This is a genomic window from Streptomyces sp. C (assembly GCF_000158895.1).
GTDB classification, from domain to species: domain Bacteria; phylum Actinomycetota; class Actinomycetes; order Streptomycetales; family Streptomycetaceae; genus Streptomyces; species Streptomyces racemochromogenes.
Map to the genome: position 1 here is coordinate 4,850,430 of NZ_GG657750.1, position 25,669 is coordinate 4,876,098.

Consider the following 25,669-nt stretch of genomic DNA (forward strand, 5'->3'; position numbering starts at 1 on the left):
GGAGCCCCCAGGGAACGGTGGAAGGGCGGGTAGGGGACCGGCCCCGCAGGGAGCCGTTACGGGGCGGCCGGATGTGCGAAGGCCCCGCCCGGGGGATGCCCGGGCGGGGCCTTCGTCACGTGAGCCGGGGCGTCAGTCCTTGATCTCGCAGATCGTGGCGCCCGACGTGAGGGAGGCTCCGACCTCGGCGGTGAGGCCGACGACGGTGCCGGAGCGGTGCGCGTTCAGCGGCTGCTCCATCTTCATCGCCTCCAGGACGACGACCAGGTCGCCCTCGTTGACCTGCTGGCCCTCCTCGACCGCGACCTTGACGATCGTGCCCTGCATCGGCGACGCGAGGGTGTCGCCGGAGGCGGCCGGGCCGGACTTCTTGGCGGCGCGGCGCTTCGGCTTGGCACCGCCCGCGGCGGCCGTGCGGGCCAGGGTCATGCCCAGCGAGGACGGGAGGGAGACCTCCAGGCGCTTGCCGCCGACCTCGACGACGACCGTCTCGCGGCCCGGCTCGTCCTCGGTCTCCTCGGCCGCCGGAGCGGCGAAGGGCTTGATCTCGTTGACGAACTCCGTCTCGATCCAGCGGGTGTGGACCTTGAACGGGGTGCCGTCGGTCGGGGCGAAGGCCGGGTCGGCGACGACCGCGCGGTGGAAGGGGATGGCGGTGGCCATGCCCTCCACGTTGAACTCCGCCAGGGCGCGGGCGGCGCGCTGGAGGGCCTGCTCGCGGGTGGCGCCGGTGACGATCAGCTTCGCGAGCAGCGAGTCCCAGGCGGGGCCGATGACCGAGCCGGTCTCCACGCCCGCGTCCAGGCGGACGCCGGGGCCGGTCGGCGGGGCGAAGAGGGTGACGGTGCCGGGGGCGGGCAGGAAGCCCCGGCCCGGGTCCTCGCCGTTGATGCGGAACTCGAAGGAGTGGCCGCGCAGCTCCGGGTCGCCGTAGCCGAGCGCCTCGCCGTCGGCGATGCGGAACATCTCGCGGACCAGGTCGATGCCGGCGACCTCCTCGGTCACCGGGTGCTCGACCTGGAGGCGGGTGTTGACCTCGAGGAAGGAGATGGTGCCGTCGGTGCCGACGAGGAACTCGACGGTGCCCGCGCCGACGTAGCCGGCCTCCTTGAGGATCGCCTTGGACGCCGCGTACAGCTCGGCGTTCTGGGCTTCCGTCAGGAAGGGGGCCGGGGCCTCCTCCACGAGCTTCTGGTGGCGGCGCTGGAGCGAGCAGTCGCGGGTGGAGACGACGACCACGTTGCCGTGCGTGTCCGCGAGGCACTGGGTCTCGACGTGGCGCGGCCGGTCGAGGTAGCGCTCGACGAAGCACTCACCGCGGCCGAAGGCGGCCACGGCCTCGCGCACGGCGGACTCGTAGAGCTCCGGCACCTCTTCGAGGGTGCGGGCGACCTTGAGGCCGCGGCCGCCACCGCCGAAGGCGGCCTTGATGGCGATGGGCAGGCCGTGCTCCTGGGCGAACGCGACGACCTCGTCGGCGCCGGAGACGGGGTCGGGGGTGCCCGCGACGAGCGGGGCCCCGGCGCGCTGGGCGATGTGGCGGGCGGCCACCTTGTCGCCGAGGTCGCGGATGGCCTGCGGCGGCGGGCCGATCCAGGTCAGTCCGGCGTCGAGCACGGCCTGGGCGAAGTCGGCGTTCTCGGAGAGGAAGCCGTATCCGGGGTGGATGGCGTCCGCACCGGAGTCCGCGGCTGCCTGCAGTACCTTCGCGATGTCGAGGTAGCTGGCTGCCGGGGTGTCACCGCCCAACGCGAAAGCTTCGTCTGCCGCGCGGACGTGCAGGGCGTCCCGGTCCGGATCGGCGTAGACGGCTACGCTCCCGATTCCGGCATCCCGGCAGGCCCGAGCAACGCGGACAGCGATTTCGCCACGGTTGGCGATGAGCACCTTGCGCACGATGGCTCCCTCCTTGAAACAAGCTGAGTTTAGGGACAGTCGACACGGCCTTACGACCCTTCCCCAATGGTGACCTTGCCCACACGGAGTGTTATTCGAGTGCCCCTTGAGTGTGAAAGCCCGTGTGTCGCCCCAGGTCAGGGAGATCCCCGACTGCACAGTAACCCCGTCGGGTGGGGGAGGTCTCTGTTCGGCGGGTCAGCGGCCTCCGCCGATTCTTTGTGGAGTCCCTACGAACAGCCTAGGCATTCTTTGAGTGAGGGCCGTCACGGCCGCCCCGCGCGCCCTTTCCCGTAACGAAGCGGGCCCGGACTCTTGTCCGAAGGTTTACTCGTTAGTAGCCTCCCAGGCGTCGAACACGCTTGTGGCGTGGGAGGGATGGGGGCGTCGTGCTGCGCAGACTCGTGGCGGGGCTGGTCGCGATCGCGCTCGTCGCGGAGGCCGCCGTGCTCGTGCTCGTCCACCTCGTGCTGGGCCGGGCGACCGAGGCCCAGTCGATGTCCGTCGCGGGCATGGATCCGGATGTCATGGTCATGGCGACCTACGGGATGGGTGCCGGCATGGGCGCCTTCCTCCTGCTGTGCGCCGTCCTGGCCGCCGTCGCCGCCCTGCGCGACCGTCCGCCGGGCCGCCCCGCCCGCACCGTGCTCGTCGTCGCCGCCGTCACCCACGGGGTGCTCGGCGCCCTCGCCGTCGGACTCGTCGGCTGGGGCGCCTTCGCGGCGACGACGGCGATCTTCTGCCTGCTCGTGCTGACCCTGATGCTCTACGCCGGGCCGCCCGGACGTTCCCGTGAGGGGCTCAGGCCCACAAGTCCGTGATGGACACGTCCAGTTCGCCCAGCAGCGAGCGCAGCAGCGGCAGCGACAGCCCGATGACGTTGCCCGGGTCCCCGTCGATGCCGTCGATGAACGGCGCCGACAGGCCGTCGAGCGTGAACGCGCCGGCCACGTGCAGCGGCTCGCCGCTGGCCACGTACGCCGCCACCTCCGCGTCCGTCGGCTCGCCGAAGCGGACCGTCGTGGAGGCCGTCGCCGAGACCTGACGGCCGGTGGCCGTGTCGATCACGCAGTGGCCCGTGCGCAGCACCCCGGCCCGGCCGCGCATCGACTTCCAGCGGGCCGTCGCGTCGGCCGCGTCGGCCGGCTTGCCGAGCGCCTCGCCGTCCAGCTCCAGCACCGAGTCACAGCCGATCACCAGGGCGCCGGCGGCCTCCTCCAGGCCCGCCACCACGCCCGCCTTGGCCTCCGCCAGGGCCAGCGCCAGGCCGGCCGGTTCGTCGTGGTCCAGGGTGTCCTCGTCGAAGCCGCTGACGATCACGTGCGGGGCGAGCCCGGCCTGCCGCAGCAGGTTCAGCCGGGCGGGCGAGGCGGAGGCGAGGACGAGCGTGCGTACGGTCATGGGGGCCATCGTAGGGCGGCCCCCGCGGCCGCCGCGGGGCCGAGTCCTAGAACGGGGGCACGCCGAGGACGTACACCGCGATCACCATCGCCAGGACGAGGACCACGAGCATCCGCCGGAGCATCGCCTGGGCGTCGCGCATGTCCTTCGGGGGCTCGTTCTTCGGGTCTGACCAGAGCATGCCCCGATCCTGGCCCGCAGTACGCCGGTGGCGCCTGAGTACGGGTACTCAGGCGCCACCGTCCGTTCGCGCCATCTTCCGGAACCCGGGGCTCAGCCCCGTCCGGGCCAGTACGTACGGCCCCACGCGCGCGGCCCGGGCAGCATCTGGCGCCGCCGCGCCACCCGGCTCGGCGAGGCCCACTCGTCCGGTACCCGGGGCGCGCCCGACGGGGCCGAGGCCAGCGCCGCCGCGCGCGCTCGGACCACCGCCAGTGCGGCGGCCAGCTCCTCGGGGGTCGGGTTGCCCTTGACGACCTTGATCACCACAGAGTCCTCCTGGAGGGCCTAGAGGGGGATGTTGCCGTGCTTCTTCGGGGGCAGCGACTCCCGCTTCGTACGCAGCTGCCGCAGCCCCTTCACCACGTGGGCGCGGGTCTCGGACGGCATGGTCACCGCGTCGATGTAACCGCGCTCGGCCGCCGTGTACGGGTTGAGGAGCGTGTCCTCGTACTCGGTGATGAGCCGTGCCCTGGTCTCCTCCACCTCCTCCGGGGCGGCCTCCGCGAGGGTGCGCCGGTGCAGGATGTTCACCGCGCCCTGCGCGCCCATGACGGCGATCTGGGCGGTCGGCCAGGCCAGGTTCAGGTCCGCGCCGAGGTGCTTGGAGCCCATGACGTCGTAGGCGCCGCCGAAGGCCTTGCGGGTGATGACGGTGATGAGGGGGACGGTGGCCTCGGCGTACGCGTAGATCAGCTTCGCGCCGCGCCGGATGATTCCGTTGTACTCCTGGTCGGTGCCGGGCAGGAAGCCCGGGACGTCGACGAACGTCAGCACCGGGATGTTGAAGGCGTCGCACGTACGCACGAACCGCGCGGCCTTCTCGGAGGCGTTGATGTCCAGGCAGCCGGCGAACTGCATCGGCTGGTTGGCGACGACGCCCACCGGGTGCCCCTCGACCCGGCCGAAGCCGGTGAGGATGTTCGGCGCGAACAGGGACTGGGTCTCCAGGAACTCCGCGTCGTCCAGCACGTGCTCAATCACAGTGTGCATGTCGTACGGCTGGTTCGCACTGTCCGGGATCAGGACGTCGAGTTCCAGGTCGGTGTCCGAGACCTCGGTGTCCGCCTCCTCGGGGAAGGCGGGCGGCTCGGAGAGGTTGTTCGAGGGCAGGTACGCGAGCAGCGACTTGACGTACTCGATCGCGTCCTTCTCGTCACCGGCCATGTGGTGGGCGACACCGGACGTGCTGTTGTGCGTGCGCGCACCGCCCAGCTCCTCGAAGCCGACGTCCTCGCCGGTGACCGTCTTGATGACGTCCGGGCCGGTGATGAACATGTGCGAGGTCTGGTCGACCATGACCGTGAAGTCGGTGATCGCCGGGGAGTACACGGCGCCGCCGGCGCAGGGCCCCACGACCAGGCTGATCTGCGGGATCACGCCCGAGGCGTGGACGTTGCGGCGGAAGATCTCGCCGTACATCCCGAGCGCGCTGACGCCCTCCTGGATGCGGGCGCCGCCGGAGTCGTTGATCCCGACGACCGGGCAGCCGGTCTTCAGGGCGAAGTCCATCACCTTGATGATCTTCTGGCCGTAGACCTCGCCGAGGGCCCCGCCGAAGACGGTGAAGTCCTGGGAGAACACGGCCACCGGCCGGCCGTCCACCGTGCCGTAGCCGGTGACGACGCCGTCGCCGTAGGGGCGGGTCTTCTCCAGTCCGAAGTTGGTCGACCGGTGCCGGGCGAACTCGTCCAGCTCTACGAAGGACCCCTCGTCCAGCAGCAACGCCACGCGCTCACGTGCCGTCAGCTTGCCCTTGGCGTGCTGCTTCTCGACGGCACGCTCGGAACCGGCGTGCGTGGCTTCCTCGACGCGGCGCCGCAGGTCCGCGAGCTTGCCCGCGGTCGTGTGCATGTCGATCGGCTCTGAGGGTTGGGACATCGGGGTCGCGGCTCCCTGTGTGGTGTCAACTGCCTGGTCAATTGATTGACTGCTGCTGGCTACTGGTGCGTAGCGTATCGGCGGGCATGGCGCTCGGCAGTGCGGCGTTTGACACACCTACATTGGCTTGCATGACTCCACAAGATGCTCCAGTCGGAGCGGGTCAGGGCCGCTGGTCGAGCCTGGACCGCCCGCCCCTGAACGCCTCCGCGCTCACGAAGGCGCTCGTCACACCCGACGGTCTGTGGACCTCCCTGGAGGTCGTCGCCGCCACCGGGTCCACCAACACCGATCTCGCGGCCCGGGCCGCGGAACTGCCCGAGGGTGCCGTGCTGGTCGCCGAGGAGCAGACGGCCGGGCGCGGGCGGCTGGACCGGAGCTGGGTCGCGCCGGCCCGGTCGGGGCTGTTCTTCTCCGTGCTGTTCAAGCCGGGCGCGGGCGTACCGCAGGAGCGGTGGGGGTGGCTGCCGCTGTTGGCCGGGGTGGCCACCGCGGCGGGGCTCTCGCGGGGCGCGGGCGTGGACACCGCGCTCAAGTGGCCGAACGACCTCCTGGTGAACGTGGAGGGGGAGGAGCGCAAGGCCGGCGGCATCCTCGCGGAGCGGGTCGAGGACGGGGTGGTCCTCGGCATCGGCCTCAACGTCACCCTCACGGAGGACGAGCTCCCCGTGCCGGCGGCCGGGTCGCTGCTCCTGGCCAAGGCTGCGCTGACCGACCGGGAGCCGCTGCTGAAGGCCGTGCTGCGGTCGCTGGAGGAGTGGTACGGGCGCTGGCGCGACGCGGCCGGCGACCCGGGCGACAGCGGTCTCCAGGAGGCGTACGCGGCCGGCTGCGCGACGCTGGGCCGCCACGTCCGCGCGGACCTGCCGGGCGGGCGCGAGCTCACCGGAACGGCCGAAGCGGTGGACGCGGACGGCCGGCTGGTGATCCGTACGGCCGACGACGCCCGTGAGGCGGTGGGCGCGGGGGACGTGGTGCACCTGAGGTCGGTGCGGTAGCGCCGCCGCTGCGGGCGTTGGTCCGGCGGCGCCGCCGTCGCCGGGGGCGCCGGCCCCGGACCGCCGGACCTCGGCCTCCGGCGGGGCCGGATGCCGCCGGGCGTGGGCCGCCGGGCGTGGGCCGGATGACAGCAGGGGGAGTGAGCTACGGCACACCTGCCGTATGGTTTAGGCGATCCCGGTCCTCCCGGTGATCACCCGGTTCGGCAGCGCGCACGGAATGGACAGGAGGCGGCCCTTGACCGTCGACGACTCTAAGTCCAGCGCGTCCGGTTCCGGCTCCGCCTCCGGTTCGGCGTCCGGCTCCGGGTCCGGGTCCGGTTCTGGGTCCGGGTCTGGGTCCGGCGGGAATCCCGGCACCCCGATCGGGCGGGACCAGCACACGCCCTTCCACGAGGTCGACCACGCGGCGCAGCCGACGGCCGACCCGCTCGCCATCCGGCTGGAGCAGCTGATCCTGGGCGCCGAACGGCGGTACACGCCGTTCCAGGCGGCCCGGAGCGCGGGCGTGTCGATGGAGCTGGCCTCGCGGTTCTGGCGGGCCATGGGCTTCGCCGACATCGGCCAGGCCAGGGCCCTGACGGAGGCCGACGTACTGGCGCTGCGGCGCCTGGCCGGCCTGGTCGAGGCGGGGCTGCTGAGCGAGCCCATGGCCGTGCAGGTGGCCCGCTCCACCGGGCAGACCACCGCCCGGCTGGCCGAATGGCAGATCGATTCCTTCCTGGAGGGGCTGACGGAGCCCCCCGAGCCGGGCATGACCCGCACGGAGGTCACGTACCCGCTGGTCGAGCTGCTGCTGCCGGAGCTGGAGGAGTTCCTCGTCTACGTGTGGCGGCGCCAGCTGGCGGCCGCGACCGGCCGGGTGGTGCAGGTCGCGGACGACGAGGAGATGGTCGACCGGCGCCTCGCGGTGGGCTTCGCGGACCTGGTCGGCTTCACCCGGCTGACGCGGCGGCTGGAGGAGGAGGAGCTCGGCGAGCTGGTCGAGGCCTTCGAGACGACGGCGGCGGACCTGGTGGCCGCGCACGGCGGCCGGCTGATCAAGACGCTGGGCGACGAGGTCCTCTACTGCGCCGACGACGCGGCGACGGCCGCCGAGATCGCGCTGCGGCTGATCGAGACCATGGAGGCGGACCCGCAGATGCCGGAACTGCGCGTCGGGATCGCCTTCGGGACGGTGACGACCCGGATGGGCGACGTCTTCGGCACCACGGTGAACCTGGCGAGCCGGCTGACCTCCATAGCCCCCAAGGACGCGGTGCTGGTCGACGGGGCGATGGCCGAGGAGCTGAGCCGGACCGGCGCCGCGCCGAAGTCCGAGAAGGACGCCGAGAACGAGGAGGGCGGGGGCACGTACCGCTTCGCGCTCCAGCCGATGTGGCAGCGGCCGGTCCGCGGCCTGGGAGTCGTCGAGCCCTGGTCGCTGACGCGGAGGACACCTAAGATCCCCGGGTAACGATCGTTAACCGGGAGGGTGGCAGCATGTCCGATCAGCGCTTCGGAGAGTTCGTGGCGGTGCGGCGGCACGGCGACGGCGGCGTGGTCGCCGAACTCGTGCTGGACCGGCCGAAGGCGATGAACGCCGTCTCCACCGAGATGGCGCGCTCGGTCTCCGCCGCGTGCGACGCGCTGGCCGCGGACCCCGGCGTACGGGTCGTCGTACTGACCTCCACCCACGAGCGCGCGTTCTGCGTCGGCGCGGACCTCAAGGAGCGCAACTCCTTCACGGACGCCGAGCTGGTGCGCCAGCGTCCCACCACCCGGGGGGCGTACGGGGGCGTGCTGGAGCTGCCGATGCCGACGGTCGCGGCGGTCCACGGTTTCGCGCTGGGCGGCGGCTTCGAGCTGGCGCTGGCCTGCGACGTGATCGTGGCCGACGAGACGGCCGTCGTCGGCCTGCCCGAGGTGTCGGTGGGCGTGATCCCGGGCGGCGGCGGTACGCAGCTCCTGCCGCGCCGCGTCGGCGCGGCCCGGGCGGCCGAGCTCATCTTCACGGCCCGCCGCGTGGAGGCGGCCGAGGCCCTGTCCCTGGGTCTGGTCGACGAGGTCGCCCCGGCGGGCGGCGACCGCGCCCGGGCCCTGGAACTGGCCCTGGCGATGGCGGCGAACTCCCCGGTCGGGCTGCGCGCCGCCAAGCGGGCGCTGCGGCTGGGCCACGGGATGGACCTGGCGGCGGGGCTGGAGATCGAGGACGCGGCCTGGCGGACGGTGGCCTTCTCGGGGGACCGGGCGGAGGGCGTGGCGGCCTTCAACGAGAAGCGCAAGCCGAACTGGCCGGGGGAGTAGGCGGCGGTGACGGGGCCTTCTCGGGGCCCTCTTGGGGTGACCTTCGGTCACCCCAAGAGGGGGTAACTGTCACTAAATCGGATAAAACTCCCTAGTCTGGGGTGATGGGAGTTGACGGGCGGCTGCGGGCCGTCGTGGCACTCGCGCAGGCCCATGGCGGCGGCCTGCGCACCACGGGACAGCGTCCGGGCGGCCGCGCGGGGTGCCCGCCTGGCGATGGACGGCTCGTTCGCCGCGATCTCGGCCTGGGAGCGCGAGCGGGGGCGGCTGCGGGTCCTGGTGAACGAGGGCGAGCGGCGGGCCGGGGAGGAGGAGTTCCCCGAAGACGAGTCCTACCCCGTGCACGACTTCCCCGAGATCACCGAGTTCCTGCACGAGCGCTGGGCGGGCGGCGGCGGCCCGCACGCCTGGGTCGAGAGCGCCGTCGGCGACCGCCCCGGGCGGCGCGGGGACGCCCTGCGCCGGCGCGGGCGCGGTACGTGCGTGGTGGCGCCGATCGTGCTCAGCGGGCGGGCGTGGGGCGAGCTGTACGTGGCCCGGGACGAGGGGCTGCCGGACTTCGACGAGGACGACGCGGAGTTCGCGGCGGTACTGGCGGCGGTGGTGGCGGCGGGGCTCGCGCAGAACGAGCGCCTGGAGGAGGCCCGGCGCCTCGCCTTCACGGATCCGCTGACCGGCCTGGCCAACCGGCGGGCCGTGGACATGCGGCTCGACGAGGCGCTGGAGGAGCACCGGCGCAGCGGGACGGTGGTGAGCCTGGTGGTGTGCGACCTGAACGGCCTCAAGCGCGTCAACGACACCCTGGGCCACGCGACGGGCGACCGGCTGCTGGAGCGGTTCGGCTCGGTGCTGAGCCTGTGCGGGGCGATGCTGCCGGGGGCGCTGGTCGCACGGCTGGGCGGGGACGAGTTCTGCCTGGTCAGCGCGGGGCCGTCGGCGGACGAGGTGGTCCGGGTGACGGGTGAGGTCTGCGTACGGGCCGCCGAGCTGGAGCTGGGCGAGGGCGTGGCGTGCGGGGTCGCCTCCACGGGCGACCCGATCGGGCCGGTGAAGTCCTCCCGGCGGCTGTTCCGCCTGGCGGACGCGGCGCAGTACAAGGCGAAGGCGGCCCGCTCGGCCGCGCCGGTGGTCGCGGGCCGCGACACGGCGGTGGTCCGCCTGGCCGACGCCGCGGCGGCCCGCGAGGGCCGGGGGGAGCGGCGCCGGTTCCGGGGGCGGCAGTAGGGGACGGGCCGGTACCGGTCGGGGTCCGTATGCCGTAAGGGTCGGTCGACGGTCGCGATCGTGACGTACTTGCCTAGTGACATGAAGGGATTCAATCCGTAGGGTGCTGAATATGGATATGCACACTGTCGTGGTGGGGACGTCCGGGACCACCGCCGAGGACGTCATCGCCGTCGCCCGCGGCAACGCGCGGGTCGAGCTGTCCGCCGAGGCGCTCGAAGCGCTCGGCCGTGCTCGTGAGATCGTCGACGCGCTCGCCGCCAAGCCCGAGCCCGTCTACGGGGTCTCCACCGGCTTCGGGGCGCTCGCCTCCCGGCACATCAGCCCCGAGCTGCGCGCGCAGCTCCAGCGCAACATCGTCCGTTCGCACGCCGCCGGCATGGGGCCGCGCGTCGAGCGGGAGGTCGTCCGCGCCCTGATGTTCCTGCGTCTGAAGACGGTGGCCTCCGGGCACACCGGCGTGCGGCCCTCGGTCGCGCAGACCATGGCCGACCTGCTCAACGCCGGGATCACCCCCGTCGTGCACGAGTACGGCTCCCTCGGCTGCTCCGGTGACCTCGCGCCGCTCTCCCACTGCGCCCTCGCGCTCATGGGCGAGGGTGACGCCGAGGGCCCCGACGGCACCGTCCGGCCCGCCGGCGAGCTGCTCGCCGAGCACGGCATCGAGCCCGTCGAGCTCCGGGAGAAGGAGGGCCTCGCCCTCCTCAACGGCACCGACGGCATGCTCGGCATGCTGGTGATGGCCCTCGCCGACCTCGACACGCTGTACAAGTCCGCCGACATCACGGCCGCGCTGACGCTGGAGGCGCTGCTCGGCACCGAGAAGGTTCTGGCGCCCGAGCTGCACGCCATCCGCCCGCACCCCGGGCAGGGCGCCTCGGCCGCCAACATGGCCGCCGTGCTGAAGGGGTCCGGGCTGACCGGGCACTTCCAGGAGGAGTCCGCGCCGCGCGTGCAGGACGCCTACTCCGTGCGCTGCGCCCCGCAGGTCGCCGGCGCGGGCCGTGACACCATGGCGCACGCCTCGCTCGTCGCCTCGCGCGAGCTGGCCGCGGCGGTCGACAACCCGGTCGTGCTGCCCGACGGCCGGGTGGAGTCCAACGGCAACTTCCACGGCGCCCCCGTGGCGTACGTGCTGGACTTCCTGGCCATCGCCGCCGCGGACCTCGGCTCCATCGCCGAGCGGCGTACCGACCGCCTGCTGGACAAGAACCGCAGCCACGGCCTGCCGCCGTTCCTCGCGGACGACGCCGGTGTCGACTCCGGTCTGATGATCGCCCAGTACACGCAGGCCGCCCTGGTCAGCGAGATGAAGCGGCTCGCCGTACCGGCTTCGGCCGACTCGATCCCGTCCTCCGCCATGCAGGAGGACCACGTCTCGATGGGCTGGTCGGCGGCGCGCAAGCTGCGTACCGCGGTCGACAACCTGACGCGGATCATCGCCATCGAGCTGTACGCGGCCACCCGCGCCATAGAGCTGCGGCACGGGCTCACCCCGGCGCCGGCCAGCCAGGCCGCGATCGCCGCGACGCGGGCGGCGGGCGTGGAGGGTCCCGGGCCGGACCGCTTCCTCGCGCCGGACCTGGCCGCCGCCGACGCCTTCGTGCGCGCGGGCGGGCTCGTGGCGGCCGTGGAGCCGGTGACGGGTCCCCTCGCCTGATCCGGAGCGGGAACAGGAGAAGGGCCGCACCCCGTCCGGGGGTGCGGCCCTTCCGCCGTTCCTAGAGGCTGCGGGAGCGGCGTACGGAGAAGGCGACGAAGCCCGCGCCGAGGCCGAGGCAGACGGTGCCGCCCAGCACGTAGGGGGTGGTGTCGATGCTGCCGGTGTCGGCGAGCGAGAGGACGGTGATGCCGGCCGGCCGCTCGTCGGAGGCGCCGGCGATGGTCCCCGTACCGGTGTCGGAGGCCTCGCCGTCGCCGTTGCCGTCGCCGTCGTCGTCCGTGGTGGTGTCCGAGACGGTTCCGGTGTTGGCGGCGGCGGGTGCGCCGTGGGTGCCCGCGGACGGGCCGGGGGCGGTGGCGTTCGCCGACGGGACGAACCAGAGGGCGGCGAGGAGGGTGGTCGCCCCGAGGGCGGTGAGCAGAGGTCGACGTGCGGACACGGTGCGATCCCCCTTGCGGAAGCAGCGAATTGGCCGTGTGCGCAGATGCTAGTGAAAGGGGCGGGTCGCGGGAAAGTCGAGGCTGTCGCGGGCTTACTCTCCGTCGTATGAACCCTTCTGATGCATCACGATACGTACGGCTTCGGGTGGATTTGGTGCTGGAGGTGTCGGACTCCGACGCCCTCATCGGCGCCGCGCTCGCCCACATCAAGGCCGACGAGTTCATGCCGGACGAGGAGCGCGCGCACGCGGAGTCGGCCGTCAGGGAGGACGAATCGGAGGCCCTGGCCTACCTCGTGGACCCCACTGACCTGGTCGCGGAGCTGACCGGAGTCGAGCTGGCGCAGGCCTCCTGGAGCAGCGAGCCGGTCGAATACGACCCCGAGTCCCTGGAGTGGGACCTCGACGAGGAAGATGGTGGTTTCGAAGAAGGGGCCGACAACGCCTGACCGTGGGGTTGCACACATTCGAACGGAGTGTGGAACCGAACCGCGTCGTTAACGCGTTGTCAGGACGAGCAGGGGGCGACGCCCCCTGCCCGGCCCGGTCCCGGGATCGCAGCCCGGGGTTTCACGGCAACGATGGAGTGACGTGTGAGGACGTACAGCATGCGGCGGAGAAGGTCCCTGGTGGCCGTGTCCGCCGTGCTCGGTGGGGTACTGATGCTCTCGGCCTGCAATGACGGGGGCGGCGACAAGTCCCAGGGCAGCTCGGAAGCGGGCAAGTCCCAGGCGGAGGTCGACGCGGCGGCGGCCAAGGACGCCTCCAAGGCCCGAATAGCCATCACGCCCAAGGACGGCTCCACCAACGTCCCGCTGAACGACGGCACGAACGTCGCGGTCAGCGACGGCACGCTCACCAAGGTCGAGCTGAAGAGCTCCGACGGCACGGCCGTCACGGGCAAGATCGCCGCCGACGGCAAGAGCTGGAAGCCGGACGCCGCGCTGAAGCGCTCCACCAAGTACGCCCTCGCGGCGACCGCGAAGGACGACGCCGGCCGCGAGGCGCACGAGAACGCCTCCTTCACGACCCTCTCCCCGGAGAACAGCTTCGTCGGCTCCTTCGTGCCGGAGGAGGGCGAGACGGTCGGCGTGGGCATGCCGGTCTCGATCACCTTCAACAAGCCGATCAAGGACCAGAAGGCCGTCCAGGCGGCCATCAGCGTCACCTCCAGCAGCGGCCAGGAGGTCGTCGGCCACTGGTTCGGCAACCAGCGCCTGGACTTCCGTCCCGAGCAGTACTGGCAGGCGAACTCCACCGTCACCCTGAAGCTCGCCCTCCAGGGCGTCCAGGGCGCGCCCGGCATCGTCGGCGCGCAGAACAAGACCGTCACCTTCAAGATCGGCCGGAGCCAGGTCTCCACCGTCGACGTGAAGGCCAAGACGATGACGGTCACCCGTGACGGACAGGTCCTCAAGACCATCCCGATCTCCGCCGGTTCTCCCGAGAACCCCACGTACAACGGCCAGATGGTGATCTCCGAGAAGTTCAAGGAGACCCGGATGGACGGCTCGACCGTGGGCTTCACGAACAAGGAGGGCAAGGGCGAGTACGACATCAAGGACGTCCCGCACGCGATGCGGCTGTCCACGTCCGGCACCTTCATCCACGGCAACTACTGGGGTGCCGACTCGATCTTCGGCAAGGTCAACACCAGCCACGGCTGTGTCGGCCTGAACGACGCCCAGGGCGCCAACGACCCCAACCAGCCCGGCGCCTGGTTCTTCGACAACTCGCTCATCGGCGACGTCGTCACCGTGGTGAACTCCCCGGACAAGGTCATCAAGCCGGACAACGGCCTCAACGGCTGGAACATGTCGTGGGCCGAGTGGAAGGCCGGTCCGTCGGCCTGACGCCACGGCAGCGGTACGGCAGCGGTAACGGACGGAAGGCGGGGAGCCCGGAAGGGCGCCCCGCCTTCCGGCGTTGAGGGGCGGGAGGCGGGGGCGGCCGTGAACCCTCCCCCGGGAACGCCCTGTTCGGCCGGGCGGGCGCATACAGTCCTGCCATGACGAAGATCAACTCGCTGTCCGTACCCCCGACCGACGCCGAGGTCGACGCCTGGTGGGCCGTCCAGGCCGCCGCCCACGCCACCGACGCCGCCGCCCTGCCCGCCGTACCCGCCCCCTCGCGGACGGAGGCCGCCGGACGGCTGCGCGTCCCGCCGTCACGCGGCCGGATGGAGCACTGGACGGCCGGGGACGGCACGGGGCACGCCGCCCTGCTGCTCTTCACCGAGGCGGGCAACACCCACACCGCGTTCCTCGACGAGCTGACCGTACGGCCCGACGCCCGCCGCCGCGGCGTGGGCACGGCCCTGTGGCAGCGGGTCCGCCGGGAGCTCCTCGACCAGGACCGCACCTCCGTCGCCACCGTCGCCGACCTCGGCGGCCCCGGGCAGGCCTTCGCCGAGTCCCTCGGCTTCGAGAACGTGCTCTCCATGGGCTGGTACGTACGGGACCTCGGCGCCGACGGCCCGCCGCCGCTCCCCGCCACCCCCGGCTACGCGTTCCACGTCTGGCCCGGCCTGGTGCCCGACGAGTGGGCCCCGGCCGCCGCCGTCGCCCACGGGGCGATGGAGGACGCCCCGAGCGGGGACAGCGAGGAGACCTTCCAGCCCTGGACCGCCGAGCGGGTGCACCGCGCGCAGCGGCTGGTCCTGGACCGGGGCGGCGAGATGGCCATGGCCGCGGCGGTCACCCCCGCCGGGGAGGTGGCCGCGTACACGGCGCTGGTGCTGCCGGATCCGGCGGGCCCGCGCGCACTCCAGTACGACACCGTGGTCGTGCCCGCCCACCGCGGCCACGGCCTGGGCCGCGCGGTCAAGCTGCGCATGGAGGCGTACGCCGCCGAGCAGCTCCCGGGGCTGCGCTGGATCGGCACCACGGTCGCCGACGAGAACACCCCGATGCTGGCGGTGAACGAGTCCCTCGGCTACCGGCGCGAACGCGGCGCGGGCCTCTTCCAGCTCAAGCTCTGACGCCCGCGCCTACGCCGGTTCCTCGGCGGGCCGCTGCGGTGCCGCCGGCGCCACCGGCGGCGCCGTCCAGGACGACAGCAGCCGCAGGGCGTCCGCCGAGGGCGAGCCGGGCTCGGCGTGGTACGTCACCAGGCACTGCGCCGGGTCGTCGGGCAGCGTCAGCGTCTCGAAGACCAGCTCCAGCTCGCCCACGATCGGGTGCCGCAGCCGCTTCACCCCGTGCGTCTTGTCGGCCACCGTGTGCGCCGCCCACAGCCGCCGGAACTCCTCGTTCTTCACGGACAGCTCCCCGACCAGCGCCGACAGCCGCTCGTCGTCGGGGTGCTGGCCGGCGTACAGGCGCAGGTTGCTGACCACCTCGCAGGCCCGGCACTCCCAGTCCGCGTACAGCTCGGCCGTCGCCGGGTCGAGGAACACCAGCCGCACCAGGTTCCGCTCCGCCGGCGGCAGTGCCCCGAAGTCCCCGAAGACGGCCGCCGCGAGGGGGTTCCAGCCGATCACGTCCTGCCGCCGCCCCACCAGGTAGGCCGGTACGCCCTCCATCGCCGCCAGCAGCGTGCGCAGCGCCGGGCGAACCTGCTGGGGGCGGGCCGTGCGGCCGCCGGAGCGGCGGGTACGGGGGCTCGCCAGGTGGTTCAGGTGCGCCGACTCGGTGCCGCTCAGGCGCAGGGCCCGCGCGATGGCGTCCAGCACCTCCGCCGACACGTTCTGGCCGTGTCCCTGCTCCAGGCGCGTGTAGTAGGCCACCGAGACCCCGGCCAGCTGCGCCAGCTCCTCGCGGCGCAGGCCCGGGACCCGGCGGCGCCGCCCGTGGTCGGGCAGGCCCACGTCCGCGGGCCGCAGCCGGGCGCGGCAGCTGCGCAGGAAGTCCCCGAGTTCGGCTCGCTGATCAAGCTGGTCCATACCGCAAGTATCCCCGGCGGGCGCGCCCGGCGCGGGGCTCAGCCTGACCCCGTCAGGGGTAGGTCCGCCAGTCCTAGGCTCCGCAGGGGGCTGGGTGGGGCGCGCCGGGAAGGGCATCGTGGGGGACGTCGCAGAACGGACGCCACGGCCCGCCCGCAGCACCCCGCGGTACGGCCCCCCAGGCGTCCTCGTCCGAGGAGAGAGCACCCCATGTCCGTCACCCAGGCTGCCGCCTACGCCGCCCCCGCCCCCAAGGCCCCGCTGGAGCGCACCACGGTCCCGCGCCGCCCGGTCGGCGAGCACGACGTACTGATCGAGATCAAGTTCGCCGGCATCTGCCACTCCGACATCCACCAGGCCCGCGACGGCTGGGGCGAGGGCATCTTCCCGATGGTCCCCGGCCACGAGATCGCCGGTGTCGTCGCCGAAGTCGGCGCGGGCGTCACGAGGTTCGCGGTCGGCGACCGGATCGGCGTCGGCTGCATGGTCGACTCCTGCCGCGAGTGCGAGTACTGCCTGGCCGGGCAGGAGCAGCACTGCGTCCAGGGGATGACCGGCACCTACAACGCCGTCGGCCGTGACGGCGAGCCCACGTACGGCGGTTACTCCACGCACCTCGTCGTCGACGAGAACTACGCCGTCCGCATCCCCGACGGCCTGTCCCTCGACGTCGCCGCGCCGCTGCTGTGCGCCGGCATCACCCTGTACTCGCCGCTCAGGCACTGGCAGGCGGGCCCGGGCAAGAAGGTCGCGGTCGTCGGCCTCGGCGGGCTCGGCCACGTCGGCGTGAAGATCGCCGCCGCGCTCGGCGCCGAGGTGACGGTGCTGTCGCAGTCGCTGCGCAAGAAGGACGACGGCCTGCGGCTGGGCGCCGCCCACTACTACGCGACGAGCGACGAGGCCACCTTCGAGGAGCTGAAGGGCCGCTTCGACCTGATCCTGTCGACCGTGTCCGCGCCGCTGGGCCTGGACCGGTACCTGTCGCTGCTGCGGGTCGGCGGTGCGCTCGTGAACGTGGGCGCCCCGGAGGAGCCGGTGGAGCTGAACCTGTTCTCCGTCATCGGCGGCAACAAGACCCTCGCCGGGTCGATGATCGGCGGCATCGCCGAGACGCAGGAGATGCTGGACTTCTGCGCGGAGCACGGCCTGGGCGCGGACATCGAGGTGATCCGCGCCGAGGACGTCAACGCCGCCTACGAGCGCGTCCTGTCGAGCGACGTCCGCTACCGCTTCGTCATCGACGCGTCGACGATCTGACCCGCCCGCCCCAACGCCTGGCGCAGCCGGTCCCGGGCCGCCGTCTGCGCGGCGATCCGGGCCTCCAGGACGGCCAGCCGCTCCCGGGCCACCGCCAGCCCCTTGGCCGACGGCGGCCCGGCGGCCACGTCCCCGTCCAGACACGGCGCGAACACCCGTACGTCGTCCAGGGTGAGCCCCGCGTCCAGGAGCACCCGGATGTTGCGGACCCGTACGACGGCCCGCTCCTCGTAGACCCGGTAGCCGTTCGGCGCCCGCTCGGAGGAGATCAGCCCCGCCTGCTCGTAGTGGCGCAGGGCGCGGGCGGTCGTCCCGGTGGCCCCGGCGAGTTCCCCGATCAGCATCCGGCCATGCTCTCAGGCCACCGCCGCGCCCCCGTCCACCGGGACCACGGCCCCGGTCAGGAACGAGGCGGCCGGGTCCGCGAGCCGGCACACCGCCCAGGCGACCTCCTCCGGCCGCCCGACCCGCCCCATCGGGGTACGCGCCACCTGCCAGGCCCGCACCTGGGCGGCCCGCTCGGGGCCGAGCCCCTGGTGCTCGCCGATCGGTGTGTCCACCGCGCCGGGCGCCACCCCGACGACCCGGACGCCCCGCGGGGCGAGCTCCACGGCCCAGCTGCGGGTGAGGGTGTCGAGGGCGGCCTTGGTGGCGGCGTAGACGGAGGCGCCGGGCCAGCCCCGCTGACCCACGGCGGTGCTGACGTTGACGACGACCCCCGCCCCGGCGGCCTCCAGGGCCGGCAGGGCGGCCTGGGTGAGCAGCACCGGGGCGACGAGGTTGGTGGCCAGCTGGGCGGCGACGTCGTCGCCGCCCACCCCGCCGAGGGCTCCGGCGCGCACGATCCCGGCGTTGTTCACGAGCACGTCGAGCCGACCGTGCTCGGTCAGCACCCGCTCCACGATCCGCTCGGGCCCGCCGGGGGCGCTCACGTCGGCTACGAGCGGCCGGATCCCGGGAAACCCCTCGGCGGTCCCGTCGAGCACCTCGCCGCGCCGCCCGACGACCACCACCCGCTCCCCGGCGGCCGCGAAGGCCCGCGCGGTCGCCCGCCCGATCCCGGTTCCCCCGCCGGTGACGAGGACGACCCGCTGCTGCCCGCTCCCGCTGTTCTCCATGCCCCGAGCCAACAACCCTGCCGCCAGTGGCAGGGTCAAGTCCGCAGCGCGCCGGGATGCTGCGCGTGCTGTTGATGTCCGAGCCGCCCGTCCGGCGGGCTCGGGCCTCGATCTCGACCGAGGCGTTGTGGTCGGCATCATCCTCGTGCCCGCACCGGGTGCAGGCGAACAGCCGGCCGCATCCCTGACGGGATTCGGGATCAACCTGGCCACACTTGGCGCAGGTCTGAGAGGTGTGGAATGGCGGCACGGCGACGAGTACCGACCCGTGCATGCGGGTCTTGTACTCAAGCTGTCGTCGCCGTTCGCCCGGGGCGTTGTCGAGGATAGACCGGTTCAGTCCGGCCTTCTGGCGGACATTCTTCCCCGGTGTTTCGGTGATGCCTTTAACGGATGCGGTCATTTTTTTCACGCGCAGGTCCTCGATGCCGATCAGGCCGTGGTTTTTGGCGAGGTCGGTGGTGAGCTTGTGCGTGAAATCCGCGCGCCGGTTTGCGCGCCGGGTGGCGAGCTTTGCGATATGGGCGATTGTCGTGCGCAGGCGGCGACTGTATTTTCCGCCCTGGTGTTTCTTGGCGTAGGCGATCTGTCGCGCCTTGCGCTGCTCCAGCGCATTGAGCCGCTTCTTCTCGTTGACAGTCAGTGACGTGGGCATGAGTCGGGGTGTGGTTTCGGTGGACACGAACGCGGATGCGGCGACGCCGAAGTCCACCCCGCACGCGGGCTTGCCGTTCGGCGCGGCTGGCTTGTGACCGGTGTGAACGCCGAAGGAGATGTGCCACCCATTGCCGTCCCGGGACACCGTCGCGTCGCGGATCGTGCCCTCGATCGCGCGGGACAGTCGAAACCGCAACGATCCGAGCTTTGGCAAGCGCACTTCTGCCCACTTGCGGTTCAGTTTGCGGATCTGGACCGCCTGCCCGGGAAACGGGACCGACAGGCGATGCCCTCGCCTCCTCCGCGCCGGAAACCCGGCAGGATGCCGCGGATTCCAGAAATTCTCGTACGCGCGGTCCAAGTGGCGGAGGATTTGCCTCTCAGGCTGGAGGGGATGCACGGACTTTGAGTGCCACCTGTTTCAGTTGTCTGCCTTTGCAATGCCGATCGGGCATGAAACGCCAGTCCCGCCAAGCCCGCAGTAGCCGCCCGGGTTCTTGTCGAGGTACTGCTGGTGGTACGGCTCCGCCGGCCAGAAGGGGCGGTCGGCCGCCGGGAGGACGGCGGTGGTGATGGTGCCGTGGCCCGCGGACGTCAGGACGCGCTGGTAGGCGTCGCGGGAGGCTTCGGCGGCCGCCTGGTGGGCGGGGGAGTGGGTGTAGACGGCCGAGCGGTACTGGGTGCCGACGTCGTTGCCCTGGCGGAAGCCCTGGGTGGGGTCGTGGGACTCCCAGAAGAGCTTCAGGAGGGTCTCGTAGGAGACCTCCGCGGGGTCGAAGACCACGCGGACGACTTCGGTGTGGCCGGTCTGGCCGGAGCACACCTCCTCGTACAGCGGGTTCTCGGTGTAGCCGCCCTGGTAGCCGGCCAGGGTGGTCCACACTCCGGGGGTCTGCCAGAACTTGCGCTCGGCGCCCCAGAAGCAGCCCAGCCCGAAGTCGGCGACCTCCAGGCCCTCCGGATAGGGGCCGGACAGCGGGTTGCCGAGGACGGTGTGGCGCTCGGGCAGCGCGAACGGCGCTTCGGCGCGGCCCCTCAGGGCCTCCTCGCGGGTGGGGAGCTCGGGCGTGCGGCGGTACGAGAACATGGATTCCCTCCTTGTGGGAGGGACAACGGTCGGGGGGCGGGCGGGGATTACCTCCCCGCCCGCCCCCGTCGCGGTCGCCGCCGGTCAGGCGTCCGGCGTGGTCACGTTCACCGCCCAGTCGCGGGCGTACAGGTAGCGCCGCTTCGGCTCCCCGGCGTACGTCCACGGCACGGCCCCGATGTGCCCGTCCACGTGGCGGAACTGCTCGACCGCCTCCGCGTCCCGGTCCTGCCAGAACAGCAGGTAGGCCAGCATGTGCCGCATCCGCGGGGTTCCGGGGTGCCCGTTGCCGGCGGCGGCCAGGTCCGCGAGTGCCGCGTCGGCCGCGGCGACGATCTCCGGCTCCTTGTAGTACGTCTCCGGCAGCAGGTCGTCCTCGTAGGTCTCCTGCTCGAAGTACGCCATCAGGGGGAGCAGGGTCAGCAGGTCGCCCGGCTTCCCGGCGGCCGCCGACTCGCGGGCGAAGGCCATGGCCAGCTCGTGCGAGCCCTGCCACTTCGCGCACCAGTACTGCAGGCCCGCGACGTGCGACCACAGCACCCGCGGGGCGCGTTCGGTGATCCGCGCCCACAGCTCCCGGTAGCGCTCGTGCGAGTAGCCCAGGCCCATGCCGATGGCCTGCTCGACGACGTACGGGGTGGGGTCGGCCGGGTCGGCGAGCCGCTGCGCCTCGTGCGCGTCGGCCTGGGCCTTGGCCAGCAGCTGGTGGAAGAGCCGGAACTGCTCCTGGGTGGTGCGGCTGCCGGACTGGCTGCCGCGTACGTTCCAGGCGACCATCACGCTGGTGTCGGCGTGGACGAGGGCCGCCGTGGCGTCCCCGGGCCGGGCCGCGCGCCAGGCCAGCAGCCACGCGTCGTCCTCGGCGGCCGCCTCGGCCAGCGGGCGCACCCGCTCCAGCCGCTCCTGCCAGTCCTGCCCGGCTGCCTCGACGTACGCGGCGGCCGCCTCCCAGTCGCCGGAGCGCACGGCCTCCAGGACGGTGGTCCGCGCGGCCGGGACCGGTGCCGGGTTCTCGGTGTCGAGGTCGGCCTCCGCGACGAAGCCCAGCGCGACGACCGCTGCCGCCTTGCGGGCCTCCTCGTCGGCCTCGACGGCTTCGGTCCGGGCGTTCAGGGTGCCGATCTCGGCTTCCAGGCGCTTGGCCTTGCGGATGAGGTACACCCCGCGCAGGACCCAGCAGGCGACGGCCAGCAGCAGGACGCCGATGACGACGAGTACGACGGTCACGGCGCGAGCACCAGCTTCCGCAGGAGTTCGGTGTCGGGCAGGTCGGCGACGGCCGCGTCCAGCGCGGGGCCGAGCTCGTCCTCGAAACCGGGAACGGGGTAGGACAGGGTGGCCGAGTCCGACCAGGACAGCTCCCAGCGGGCGGCGCCGCGGGCCAGCAGCTCGACGGTGACCAGCTGGCCGAGGGCCCGCCGGACGACCGGGCGGGCGAACTCGCGGGCGGTGCGGCCGGTCGCGGCCTGCGCCTCCTCGGACTTCGGGAAGCGGTCGGCGATCCGCCAGCGCACCGCCGGGTCGGCGTCGACCGCGTCCAGCAGCTCGGCCAGGCCCGGACCCGCGCCCTCGGCGGTGAGGGCCTCGCGGACCTCCTCCGCGCCCCGGCCGACGTAGGTGGTCATCGACCGGTGGACGAGCTCGTCCCAGTCCACCCGGGTCAGCGCGAGCGCCTCGGGCGTGAGGACGACCTGCTCCAGCGCGGCCAGCGCCTCCTGCGGGGAGGCGAGCAGCTCCAGCGCCGGGCGGGCCGTCTGGCCGGCCCGGCCGTCGTCGGGCAGGGCCTCGATGCGGGCCACGCGCTCGGCGAGCGCGGGGTGGGAGTCGTACGGGGAGGCGGGCTCGGTGGACAGCTCGTGGCGCAGCTTCTCCAGCTCGCCCGGGCGGGCGTCGAGCAGCTGACGGAGGCCGCCGAAGACCTGGCCGGGGCGCGGCAGCAGGCCGGCGCCGACGCCGAGGGTGGCGTACGAGCTCATGTAGAAGCCGTGCGCCGAGTCGAGGGCGTTGAGCTGGCGCAGCGCGGAGGCGGCGGAGTCGCGGCCGGCGATGCGGACGGAGGCGAGGTCGGCGGCCAGTTCCTGGCGGCGCGAGGAGGAGAGGGTGGCGCGCATGTAGAAGTGGGCGTACCCGGTGTAGACCTTCGCCATGGCGCGGTACGAGAAGCCGGCGCCGTCGGTGTCGATCTCCTTGGCCTTCTTGCCCTTGGCGATCCGCTTCTCGGCGCGCTTCTCCTGCTTGGCGCGCTCCTTGGCCTCGGTGTTGTCCGCGCGGTCGTGGAAGTGGTTGATCGTGCGCACGATCTGGGCGCGGCCGCGGGCGATGAGCGGGGTGAGGCGGGTGTCGAGGTTGGCGTAGTGGCCCATCTCGTGGGCGAGGACGGAGCGCAGCTGCATCTCGTCCAGGCCGGTCATCAGGGGCAGGCCCAGGTAGAGGCGGCGGGTGCCGGGCAGCAGGCCGAGGAGCCGGGAGTCCTCGGAGACGGCGGCGTTGACCTCGTCGATCAGCAGGATCTCGTCGGGGGCGCGGGTGCCGACCTGGTCGGCGATCTCGCGTACGGCCTGCCAGAGGGCGGGTTCCTGCGCCTCGGTGACGCGGACGCCCGGCATGGGGTCGGGCTTGGGGGTGCGCAGCATGAACATGCCGCGGATGATCGGGACGGCGAGGACCACCGTGCCGATGACGAGCTTGCCGGCCGTGGCGCCGTGGAGCCAGGTGAAGGCCGCCCAGTCGATCAGCCCGAGCAGGGCGAGCAGGACGACGCTGAGCAGGTAGAAGCCTGCGAGCAGGACGAGGGCGCGCAGAGCGCGCAGCGAAGCGCCCATATGGTTGGGGTCCCCCCACGGGATGGTGCGGTTTTTGACGCGCACATGGTGCAATGTTTACGCGCACCTTATGGCCCGGCGCCGACACGCCGGGAGTGGGGGTACCGATATCCGGAGCGGCGGGGCCGGCTGTCCGGAGCGGCGGGGCCGGCCGGGGGCCTGCGCCGCACGCCGCCGCCCCGCCACCGCCACCGCCGCGGTCAGTGCGGCAGCGTCGCCGGGGAGCCGCCGTTGGCCTCGTAGCCGGCCACCGCCATCGCCCGGGCCACCGCGTACGCGGCCGCCGGCTCCTGCGAGGCGGACCAGGGCAGCGCGCCCACGCAGCCGTCGACGTGCCGGACCTGCTCCATGGCCTCCGCCCAGCGGCCCGCGCCCACCAGGAACCACAGCAGCAGGTGCCGTACGTGCGCCAGCATCGGGTCGTCCGGCCGCGCCTGGTGCACCGCGTACAGGGCGCCCTCCAGGGCGCGCGAGACGACCGCGGTCTTCCCGAAGTCGCTCACCAGGACCGTGTCCGGCATGTTCTCGTACACCGAGAACAGCGGCAGCGCCGCCAGCAGCGAGCCCTGCGGGGCGCGGGCCGCGGCCGTCTGCGCGAACGCGTCGGCCTTCTCCCGGGAGCCGTGCCACTTCTCGCACCAGTAGTGCAGCGCGGCCAGGTGCGCGCCCATGTGCGCCGGCGCCACGTCGATCACCCGGGCCCACAGCGCGTCGAACTCCGCCTCCGAGTAGCCCAGCCCCCGCGCGATCGCGAGTTCCGTGATGACGGGGACCGGGTCGCCGGGCGCCAGCAGCGACGCCTTGCGGCAGGCTTCGCGGGCCTCCTCCAGCATGATCCGGTGGTCCTGCGAGCCCACCCCGCCCGAGGAGCGCCACGCCTGCTGCACCAGCAGCTCCGCGTGGACCTGCGCGCCGCCCGCGTCCTTCTCCGCCTCCAGCCGCCAGGCCTTCAGCCACTGCGCGCCCTCGCCGGGCCGCTGCACCAGCTCCAGGGCGGCCGCGCCGCCGAAGGCCTGCACGCGCTGCCAGCGCCGCTCGCCGTCCTTCGGGGTGCCGGCGAGCAGTGCGGAGGCGGCCCGCCAGTGGCCGGTGCGCTGGACGTTCTCCAGGGCGTCCATCAGGTCGGGGTCGGGCCCGGGCACGCGGACGTCCAGGTCCTCCTCGCGGGCGAACCCGTAGTCCGCCGGGTCGGCGGCGTCGGGGCTGCCCGGTGCGACCAGGGTCAGACCGCCGCCCCTGGCCCGTCGGAACGAGAAGAACACGGCGGTGGCCAGGGCCAGCCCCATCAGGACCCAGATAATCTGCATACCGCCAAGCGAACCAGACCCGGCGGCCGAATGGCGAGCGGCCCGCTCCGCCCACCGGGTCCGCCCGCCCCGCCCACCGGGTCCGCCCGCCCCGCCCACCGGGTCCGCCCGCCCCGCGCGCAGGTCAGCGCGCGGTCAGGCCAGGAGAGGACCCTGGGGCTGACGGGGCATAGCATCTGCCTCATGAGCGACGACAGCCACGAGCACCAGAGCTTCGAGACCCGCGCGATCCACGCGGGCAACACGGCGGACCCGCAGACCGGCGCGGTCGTACCGCCCATCTACCAGGTGTCCACCTACAAGCAGGACGGCGTGGGCGGACTGCGCGGCGGCTACGAGTACAGCCGCAGCGCCAACCCGACCCGTACCGCCCTGGAGGAGAACCTCGCGGCGCTGGAGGGCGGCCGGCGCGGCCTCGCCTTCGCGTCCGGGCTCGCCGCCGAGGACTGCCTGCTGCGTACGCTGCTCTCCCCGGGCGACCACGTGGTCATCCCCAACGACGCCTACGGCGGCACGTTCCGCCTCTTCGCGAAGGTCGTCTCCCGCTGGGGCGTGGAGTGGTCGGTGGCCGACACCTCCGACGCGGACTCGGTGCGCGCGGCCATCACCCCGAAGACCAAGGTCATCTGGGTCGAGACCCCCTCGAACCCGCTGCTGGGCATCACCGACATCGCGATGACCGCCCAGATCGCGCGCGAGGCCGGCGCGAAGCTGGTCGTCGACAACACCTTCGCCTCCCCCTACCTCCAGCAGCCGCTGGCGCTCGGCGCCGACGTGGTCGTGCACTCGCTGACCAAGTACATGGGCGGCCACTCCGACGTCGTCGGCGGCGCCCTGGTCACGGCCGACGAGGCCCTCGGCGAGGAGCTGGCCTACCACCAGAACGCGATGGGCGCGGTCGCCGGTCCCTTCGACTCCTGGGTCGTGCTGCGCGGCATCAAGACGCTGGCCGTGCGCATGGACCGGCACGCCGAGAACGCGGCGAAGATCGTGGAGGTGCTCAAGCGCCACCCGAAGGTCACCACGGTCCTCTACCCGGGCCTGCCCGAGCACCCGGGCCACGAGATCGCCGCCAAGCAGATGCGCAACTTCGGCGGCATGGTCTCCTTCCAGGTCGCCGGCGGCGAGGAGGAGGCCGTTGCGGTCTGCGGCCGCACCAAGATCTTCACGCTGGCCGAGTCCCTCGGCGGCGTCGAGTCCCTCATCGAGCACCCGGGCCGGATGACCCACGCCTCGGTGGCCGGCTCGGCCCTGGAGGTCCCCGCGGACCTGATCCGCGTCTCCGTCGGCATCGAGAACGCCGACGACCTCGTCGCGGACCTCGTCCAGGCCCTCGGCTGAGACCCCGACCGCCGTCCCCGCAGGGCTACCAGCCCTGCAGGGGCGGCGACACCTCGCTCGGCGGGACCACCCACGGCCGGGTCAGCGCCGCCCACACCGTGAAGGCCACCGCCGCCGCCCACAGCACCGCCCAGCCGAACCGGCGCAGGGCGCGCCGGCGGCGCAGCAGCCGTCTGCCGTGCGTGCGGGC

The 25,669-nt window shown here is 73.0% G+C and carries 24 protein-coding genes and 1 pseudogene; 11 read left to right on the top strand and 14 right to left on the bottom strand.

Annotated features, from left to right (window positions below):
- Window positions 1–132: 132 nt before the first annotated feature.
- Entirely contained in the window at window positions 133–1,896 is a 1,764-nt protein-coding gene (locus SSNG_RS21985; RefSeq protein WP_007266091.1) for a biotin carboxylase N-terminal domain-containing protein, read from the bottom strand.
- A gap of 389 nt (window positions 1,897–2,285) precedes the next feature.
- On the opposite strand from SSNG_RS21985, the gene SSNG_RS21990 reads away from it, so the two are divergent.
- Window positions 2,286–2,717 (top strand): hypothetical protein, encoded by a 432-nt coding sequence (locus SSNG_RS21990; RefSeq protein WP_007266092.1) that lies wholly within the window; start codon window positions 2,286–2,288, stop codon window positions 2,715–2,717.
- Here the strand turns inward: SSNG_RS21990 and SSNG_RS21995 are convergent.
- The 4 genes from SSNG_RS21995 to SSNG_RS22005 all read right to left on the bottom strand — a co-directional run bounded on the left by SSNG_RS21995 (window position 2,698) and on the right by SSNG_RS22005 (window position 5,397).
- Complete coding sequence (locus SSNG_RS21995) at window positions 2,698–3,297, bottom strand: nucleoside triphosphate pyrophosphatase (RefSeq protein WP_164720940.1); 600 nt, start codon at window positions 3,295–3,297, stop codon at window positions 2,698–2,700. The genes SSNG_RS21990 and SSNG_RS21995 overlap by 20 nt on opposite strands.
- A gap of 46 nt (window positions 3,298–3,343) precedes the next feature.
- On the bottom strand, window positions 3,344–3,478 hold the full coding sequence (locus SSNG_RS44910; protein ID WP_260613863.1) for a hypothetical protein: 135 nt from the start codon (window positions 3,476–3,478) through the stop codon (window positions 3,344–3,346).
- Between the two features lie 92 nt (window positions 3,479–3,570).
- Window positions 3,571–3,783: an acyl-CoA carboxylase epsilon subunit gene (locus tag SSNG_RS22000; RefSeq protein ID WP_042803905.1), complete on the bottom strand. Its 213-nt coding sequence runs from the start codon at window positions 3,781–3,783 to the stop codon at window positions 3,571–3,573.
- Between the two features lie 21 nt (window positions 3,784–3,804).
- The gene (locus tag SSNG_RS22005) at window positions 3,805–5,397 is read right to left on the bottom strand and encodes an acyl-CoA carboxylase subunit beta (protein WP_007266095.1); all 1,593 of its coding nucleotides are present in this window, start codon (window positions 5,395–5,397) and stop codon (window positions 3,805–3,807) included.
- Between the two features lie 131 nt (window positions 5,398–5,528).
- On the opposite strand from SSNG_RS22005, the gene SSNG_RS22010 reads away from it, so the two are divergent.
- The 5 genes from SSNG_RS22010 (at window position 5,529) to hutH (ending at window position 11,565) form a co-directional block, all read left to right on the top strand.
- Window positions 5,529–6,395: a biotin--[acetyl-CoA-carboxylase] ligase gene (locus SSNG_RS22010; RefSeq protein WP_007266096.1), complete on the top strand. Its 867-nt coding sequence runs from the start codon at window positions 5,529–5,531 to the stop codon at window positions 6,393–6,395.
- A gap of 238 nt (window positions 6,396–6,633) precedes the next feature.
- Window positions 6,634–7,851, top strand: coding sequence for an adenylate/guanylate cyclase domain-containing protein (locus SSNG_RS22015; protein WP_007266097.1), 1,218 nt, complete (start codon window positions 6,634–6,636; stop codon window positions 7,849–7,851).
- Window positions 7,852–7,877: 26 nt separating this feature from the next.
- The gene (locus SSNG_RS22020; protein ID WP_007266098.1) at window positions 7,878–8,681 is read left to right on the top strand and encodes an enoyl-CoA hydratase-related protein; all 804 of its coding nucleotides are present in this window, start codon (window positions 7,878–7,880) and stop codon (window positions 8,679–8,681) included.
- 216 nt (window positions 8,682–8,897) lie between these two features.
- Entirely contained in the window at window positions 8,898–9,905 is a 1,008-nt protein-coding gene (locus SSNG_RS22025; protein WP_241695096.1) for a GGDEF domain-containing protein, read from the top strand.
- Window positions 9,906–10,023: 118 nt separating this feature from the next.
- Entirely contained in the window at window positions 10,024–11,565 is a 1,542-nt protein-coding gene (gene hutH / locus SSNG_RS22030; RefSeq protein ID WP_007266100.1) for a histidine ammonia-lyase, read from the top strand.
- A gap of 61 nt (window positions 11,566–11,626) precedes the next feature.
- Here the strand turns inward: hutH and SSNG_RS22035 are convergent, their stop codons facing one another.
- Window positions 11,627–12,007: an LPXTG cell wall anchor domain-containing protein gene (locus tag SSNG_RS22035; RefSeq protein WP_007266102.1), complete on the bottom strand. Its 381-nt coding sequence runs from the start codon at window positions 12,005–12,007 to the stop codon at window positions 11,627–11,629.
- Between the two features lie 146 nt (window positions 12,008–12,153).
- On the opposite strand from SSNG_RS22035, the gene SSNG_RS22040 reads away from it, so the two are divergent.
- The 3 genes from SSNG_RS22040 to SSNG_RS22050 all read left to right on the top strand — a co-directional run bounded on the left by SSNG_RS22040 (window position 12,154) and on the right by SSNG_RS22050 (window position 14,987).
- Window positions 12,154–12,456, top strand: coding sequence for a hypothetical protein (locus tag SSNG_RS22040; RefSeq protein ID WP_241695097.1), 303 nt, complete (start codon window positions 12,154–12,156; stop codon window positions 12,454–12,456).
- A gap of 159 nt (window positions 12,457–12,615) precedes the next feature.
- On the top strand, window positions 12,616–13,860 hold the full coding sequence (locus SSNG_RS22045) for an Ig-like domain-containing protein (RefSeq protein WP_042801633.1): 1,245 nt from the start codon (window positions 12,616–12,618) through the stop codon (window positions 13,858–13,860).
- A 155-nt stretch (window positions 13,861–14,015) separates the two neighbouring features.
- A complete protein-coding gene (locus SSNG_RS22050; protein WP_007266104.1) occupies window positions 14,016–14,987 on the top strand; it encodes a GNAT family N-acetyltransferase in 972 nt (323 codons plus the stop codon).
- Window positions 14,988–14,996: 9 nt separating this feature from the next.
- On the opposite strand, the gene SSNG_RS22055 is transcribed toward SSNG_RS22050, so the two are convergent.
- Window positions 14,997–15,890 (bottom strand): helix-turn-helix transcriptional regulator, encoded by an 894-nt coding sequence (locus tag SSNG_RS22055; RefSeq protein ID WP_007266105.1) that lies wholly within the window; start codon window positions 15,888–15,890, stop codon window positions 14,997–14,999.
- Window positions 15,891–16,100: 210 nt separating this feature from the next.
- On the opposite strand from SSNG_RS22055, the gene SSNG_RS22060 reads away from it, so the two are divergent.
- Window positions 16,101–17,147, top strand: a complete 1,047-nt coding sequence (locus SSNG_RS22060; RefSeq protein WP_007266106.1) for an NAD(P)-dependent alcohol dehydrogenase — start codon at window positions 16,101–16,103, stop codon at window positions 17,145–17,147.
- Here the strand turns inward: SSNG_RS22060 and SSNG_RS22065 are convergent.
- The 7 genes and pseudogenes from SSNG_RS22065 to SSNG_RS22090 form a co-directional block, all read right to left on the bottom strand.
- The gene (locus SSNG_RS22065) at window positions 17,114–17,491 is read right to left on the bottom strand and encodes a MerR family transcriptional regulator (RefSeq protein WP_007266107.1); all 378 of its coding nucleotides are present in this window, start codon (window positions 17,489–17,491) and stop codon (window positions 17,114–17,116) included. The two genes, SSNG_RS22060 and SSNG_RS22065, sit on opposite strands and share 34 nt — an antisense overlap.
- Window positions 17,492–17,503: 12 nt before the next feature.
- Window positions 17,504–18,265, bottom strand: coding sequence for an SDR family oxidoreductase (locus SSNG_RS22070; RefSeq protein ID WP_007266108.1), 762 nt, complete (start codon window positions 18,263–18,265; stop codon window positions 17,504–17,506).
- Window positions 18,266–18,425: 160 nt separating this feature from the next.
- Window positions 18,426–19,322, bottom strand: a pseudogene (locus tag SSNG_RS40100) (transposase); the annotation flags it as partial.
- Between the two features lie 21 nt (window positions 19,323–19,343).
- On the bottom strand, window positions 19,344–20,009 hold the full coding sequence (msrA, locus tag SSNG_RS22075) for a peptide-methionine (S)-S-oxide reductase MsrA (protein ID WP_007266109.1): 666 nt from the start codon (window positions 20,007–20,009) through the stop codon (window positions 19,344–19,346).
- A gap of 84 nt (window positions 20,010–20,093) precedes the next feature.
- Window positions 20,094–21,236 carry a hypothetical protein gene (locus tag SSNG_RS22080; RefSeq protein ID WP_042801636.1) on the bottom strand — a complete coding sequence of 381 codons (1,143 nt, stop codon included), beginning with the start codon at window positions 21,234–21,236 and terminating at the stop codon, window positions 20,094–20,096.
- Window positions 21,233–22,831 (bottom strand): M48 family metallopeptidase, encoded by a 1,599-nt coding sequence (locus SSNG_RS22085; RefSeq protein ID WP_042801638.1) that lies wholly within the window; start codon window positions 22,829–22,831, stop codon window positions 21,233–21,235. The genes SSNG_RS22080 and SSNG_RS22085 overlap by 4 nt, the downstream gene beginning before the upstream one ends.
- Before the next feature lie 200 nt (window positions 22,832–23,031).
- On the bottom strand, window positions 23,032–24,138 hold the full coding sequence (locus SSNG_RS22090; RefSeq protein WP_007266112.1) for a hypothetical protein: 1,107 nt from the start codon (window positions 24,136–24,138) through the stop codon (window positions 23,032–23,034).
- A 183-nt stretch (window positions 24,139–24,321) separates the two neighbouring features.
- On the opposite strand from SSNG_RS22090, the gene SSNG_RS22095 reads away from it, so the two are divergent.
- Window positions 24,322–25,479 carry a cystathionine gamma-synthase gene (locus SSNG_RS22095; protein ID WP_007266113.1) on the top strand — a complete coding sequence of 386 codons (1,158 nt, stop codon included), beginning with the start codon at window positions 24,322–24,324 and terminating at the stop codon, window positions 25,477–25,479.
- Window positions 25,480–25,669: the final 190 nt, after the last annotated feature.

What these genes read in the sequence shown, in the direction of transcription:
- SSNG_RS21995 (WP_164720940.1), bottom strand. Translation starts at nt 3,297, where the DNA reads ATGACCGTACGCACGCTCGTCCTCGCCTCCGCCTCGCCCGCCCGGCTG.
- SSNG_RS44910 (WP_260613863.1), bottom strand. Translation starts at nt 3,478, where the DNA reads ATGCTCTGGTCAGACCCGAAGAACGAGCCCCCGAAGGACATGCGCGAC.
- SSNG_RS22005 (WP_007266095.1), bottom strand. Translation starts at nt 5,397, where the DNA reads ATGTCCCAACCCTCAGAGCCGATCGACATGCACACGACCGCGGGCAAG.
- SSNG_RS22010 (WP_007266096.1), top strand. Translation starts at nt 5,529, where the DNA reads ATGACTCCACAAGATGCTCCAGTCGGAGCGGGTCAGGGCCGCTGGTCG.
- SSNG_RS22020 (WP_007266098.1), top strand. Translation starts at nt 7,878, where the DNA reads ATGTCCGATCAGCGCTTCGGAGAGTTCGTGGCGGTGCGGCGGCACGGC.
- SSNG_RS22025 (WP_241695096.1), top strand. Translation starts at nt 8,898, where the DNA reads ATGGACGGCTCGTTCGCCGCGATCTCGGCCTGGGAGCGCGAGCGGGGG.
- hutH (WP_007266100.1), top strand. Translation starts at nt 10,024, where the DNA reads ATGCACACTGTCGTGGTGGGGACGTCCGGGACCACCGCCGAGGACGTC.
- SSNG_RS22045 (WP_042801633.1), top strand. Translation starts at nt 12,616, where the DNA reads ATGCGGCGGAGAAGGTCCCTGGTGGCCGTGTCCGCCGTGCTCGGTGGG.
- SSNG_RS22050 (WP_007266104.1), top strand. Translation starts at nt 14,016, where the DNA reads ATGACGAAGATCAACTCGCTGTCCGTACCCCCGACCGACGCCGAGGTC.
- SSNG_RS22055 (WP_007266105.1), bottom strand. Translation starts at nt 15,890, where the DNA reads ATGGACCAGCTTGATCAGCGAGCCGAACTCGGGGACTTCCTGCGCAGC.
- SSNG_RS22060 (WP_007266106.1), top strand. Translation starts at nt 16,101, where the DNA reads ATGTCCGTCACCCAGGCTGCCGCCTACGCCGCCCCCGCCCCCAAGGCC.
- SSNG_RS22065 (WP_007266107.1), bottom strand. Translation starts at nt 17,491, where the DNA reads ATGCTGATCGGGGAACTCGCCGGGGCCACCGGGACGACCGCCCGCGCC.
- SSNG_RS22070 (WP_007266108.1), bottom strand. Translation starts at nt 18,265, where the DNA reads ATGGAGAACAGCGGGAGCGGGCAGCAGCGGGTCGTCCTCGTCACCGGC.
- msrA (WP_007266109.1), bottom strand. Translation starts at nt 20,009, where the DNA reads ATGTTCTCGTACCGCCGCACGCCCGAGCTCCCCACCCGCGAGGAGGCC.
- SSNG_RS22085 (WP_042801638.1), bottom strand. Translation starts at nt 22,831, where the DNA reads ATGGGCGCTTCGCTGCGCGCTCTGCGCGCCCTCGTCCTGCTCGCAGGC.
- SSNG_RS22090 (WP_007266112.1), bottom strand. Translation starts at nt 24,138, where the DNA reads ATGCAGATTATCTGGGTCCTGATGGGGCTGGCCCTGGCCACCGCCGTG.
- SSNG_RS22095 (WP_007266113.1), top strand. Translation starts at nt 24,322, where the DNA reads ATGAGCGACGACAGCCACGAGCACCAGAGCTTCGAGACCCGCGCGATC.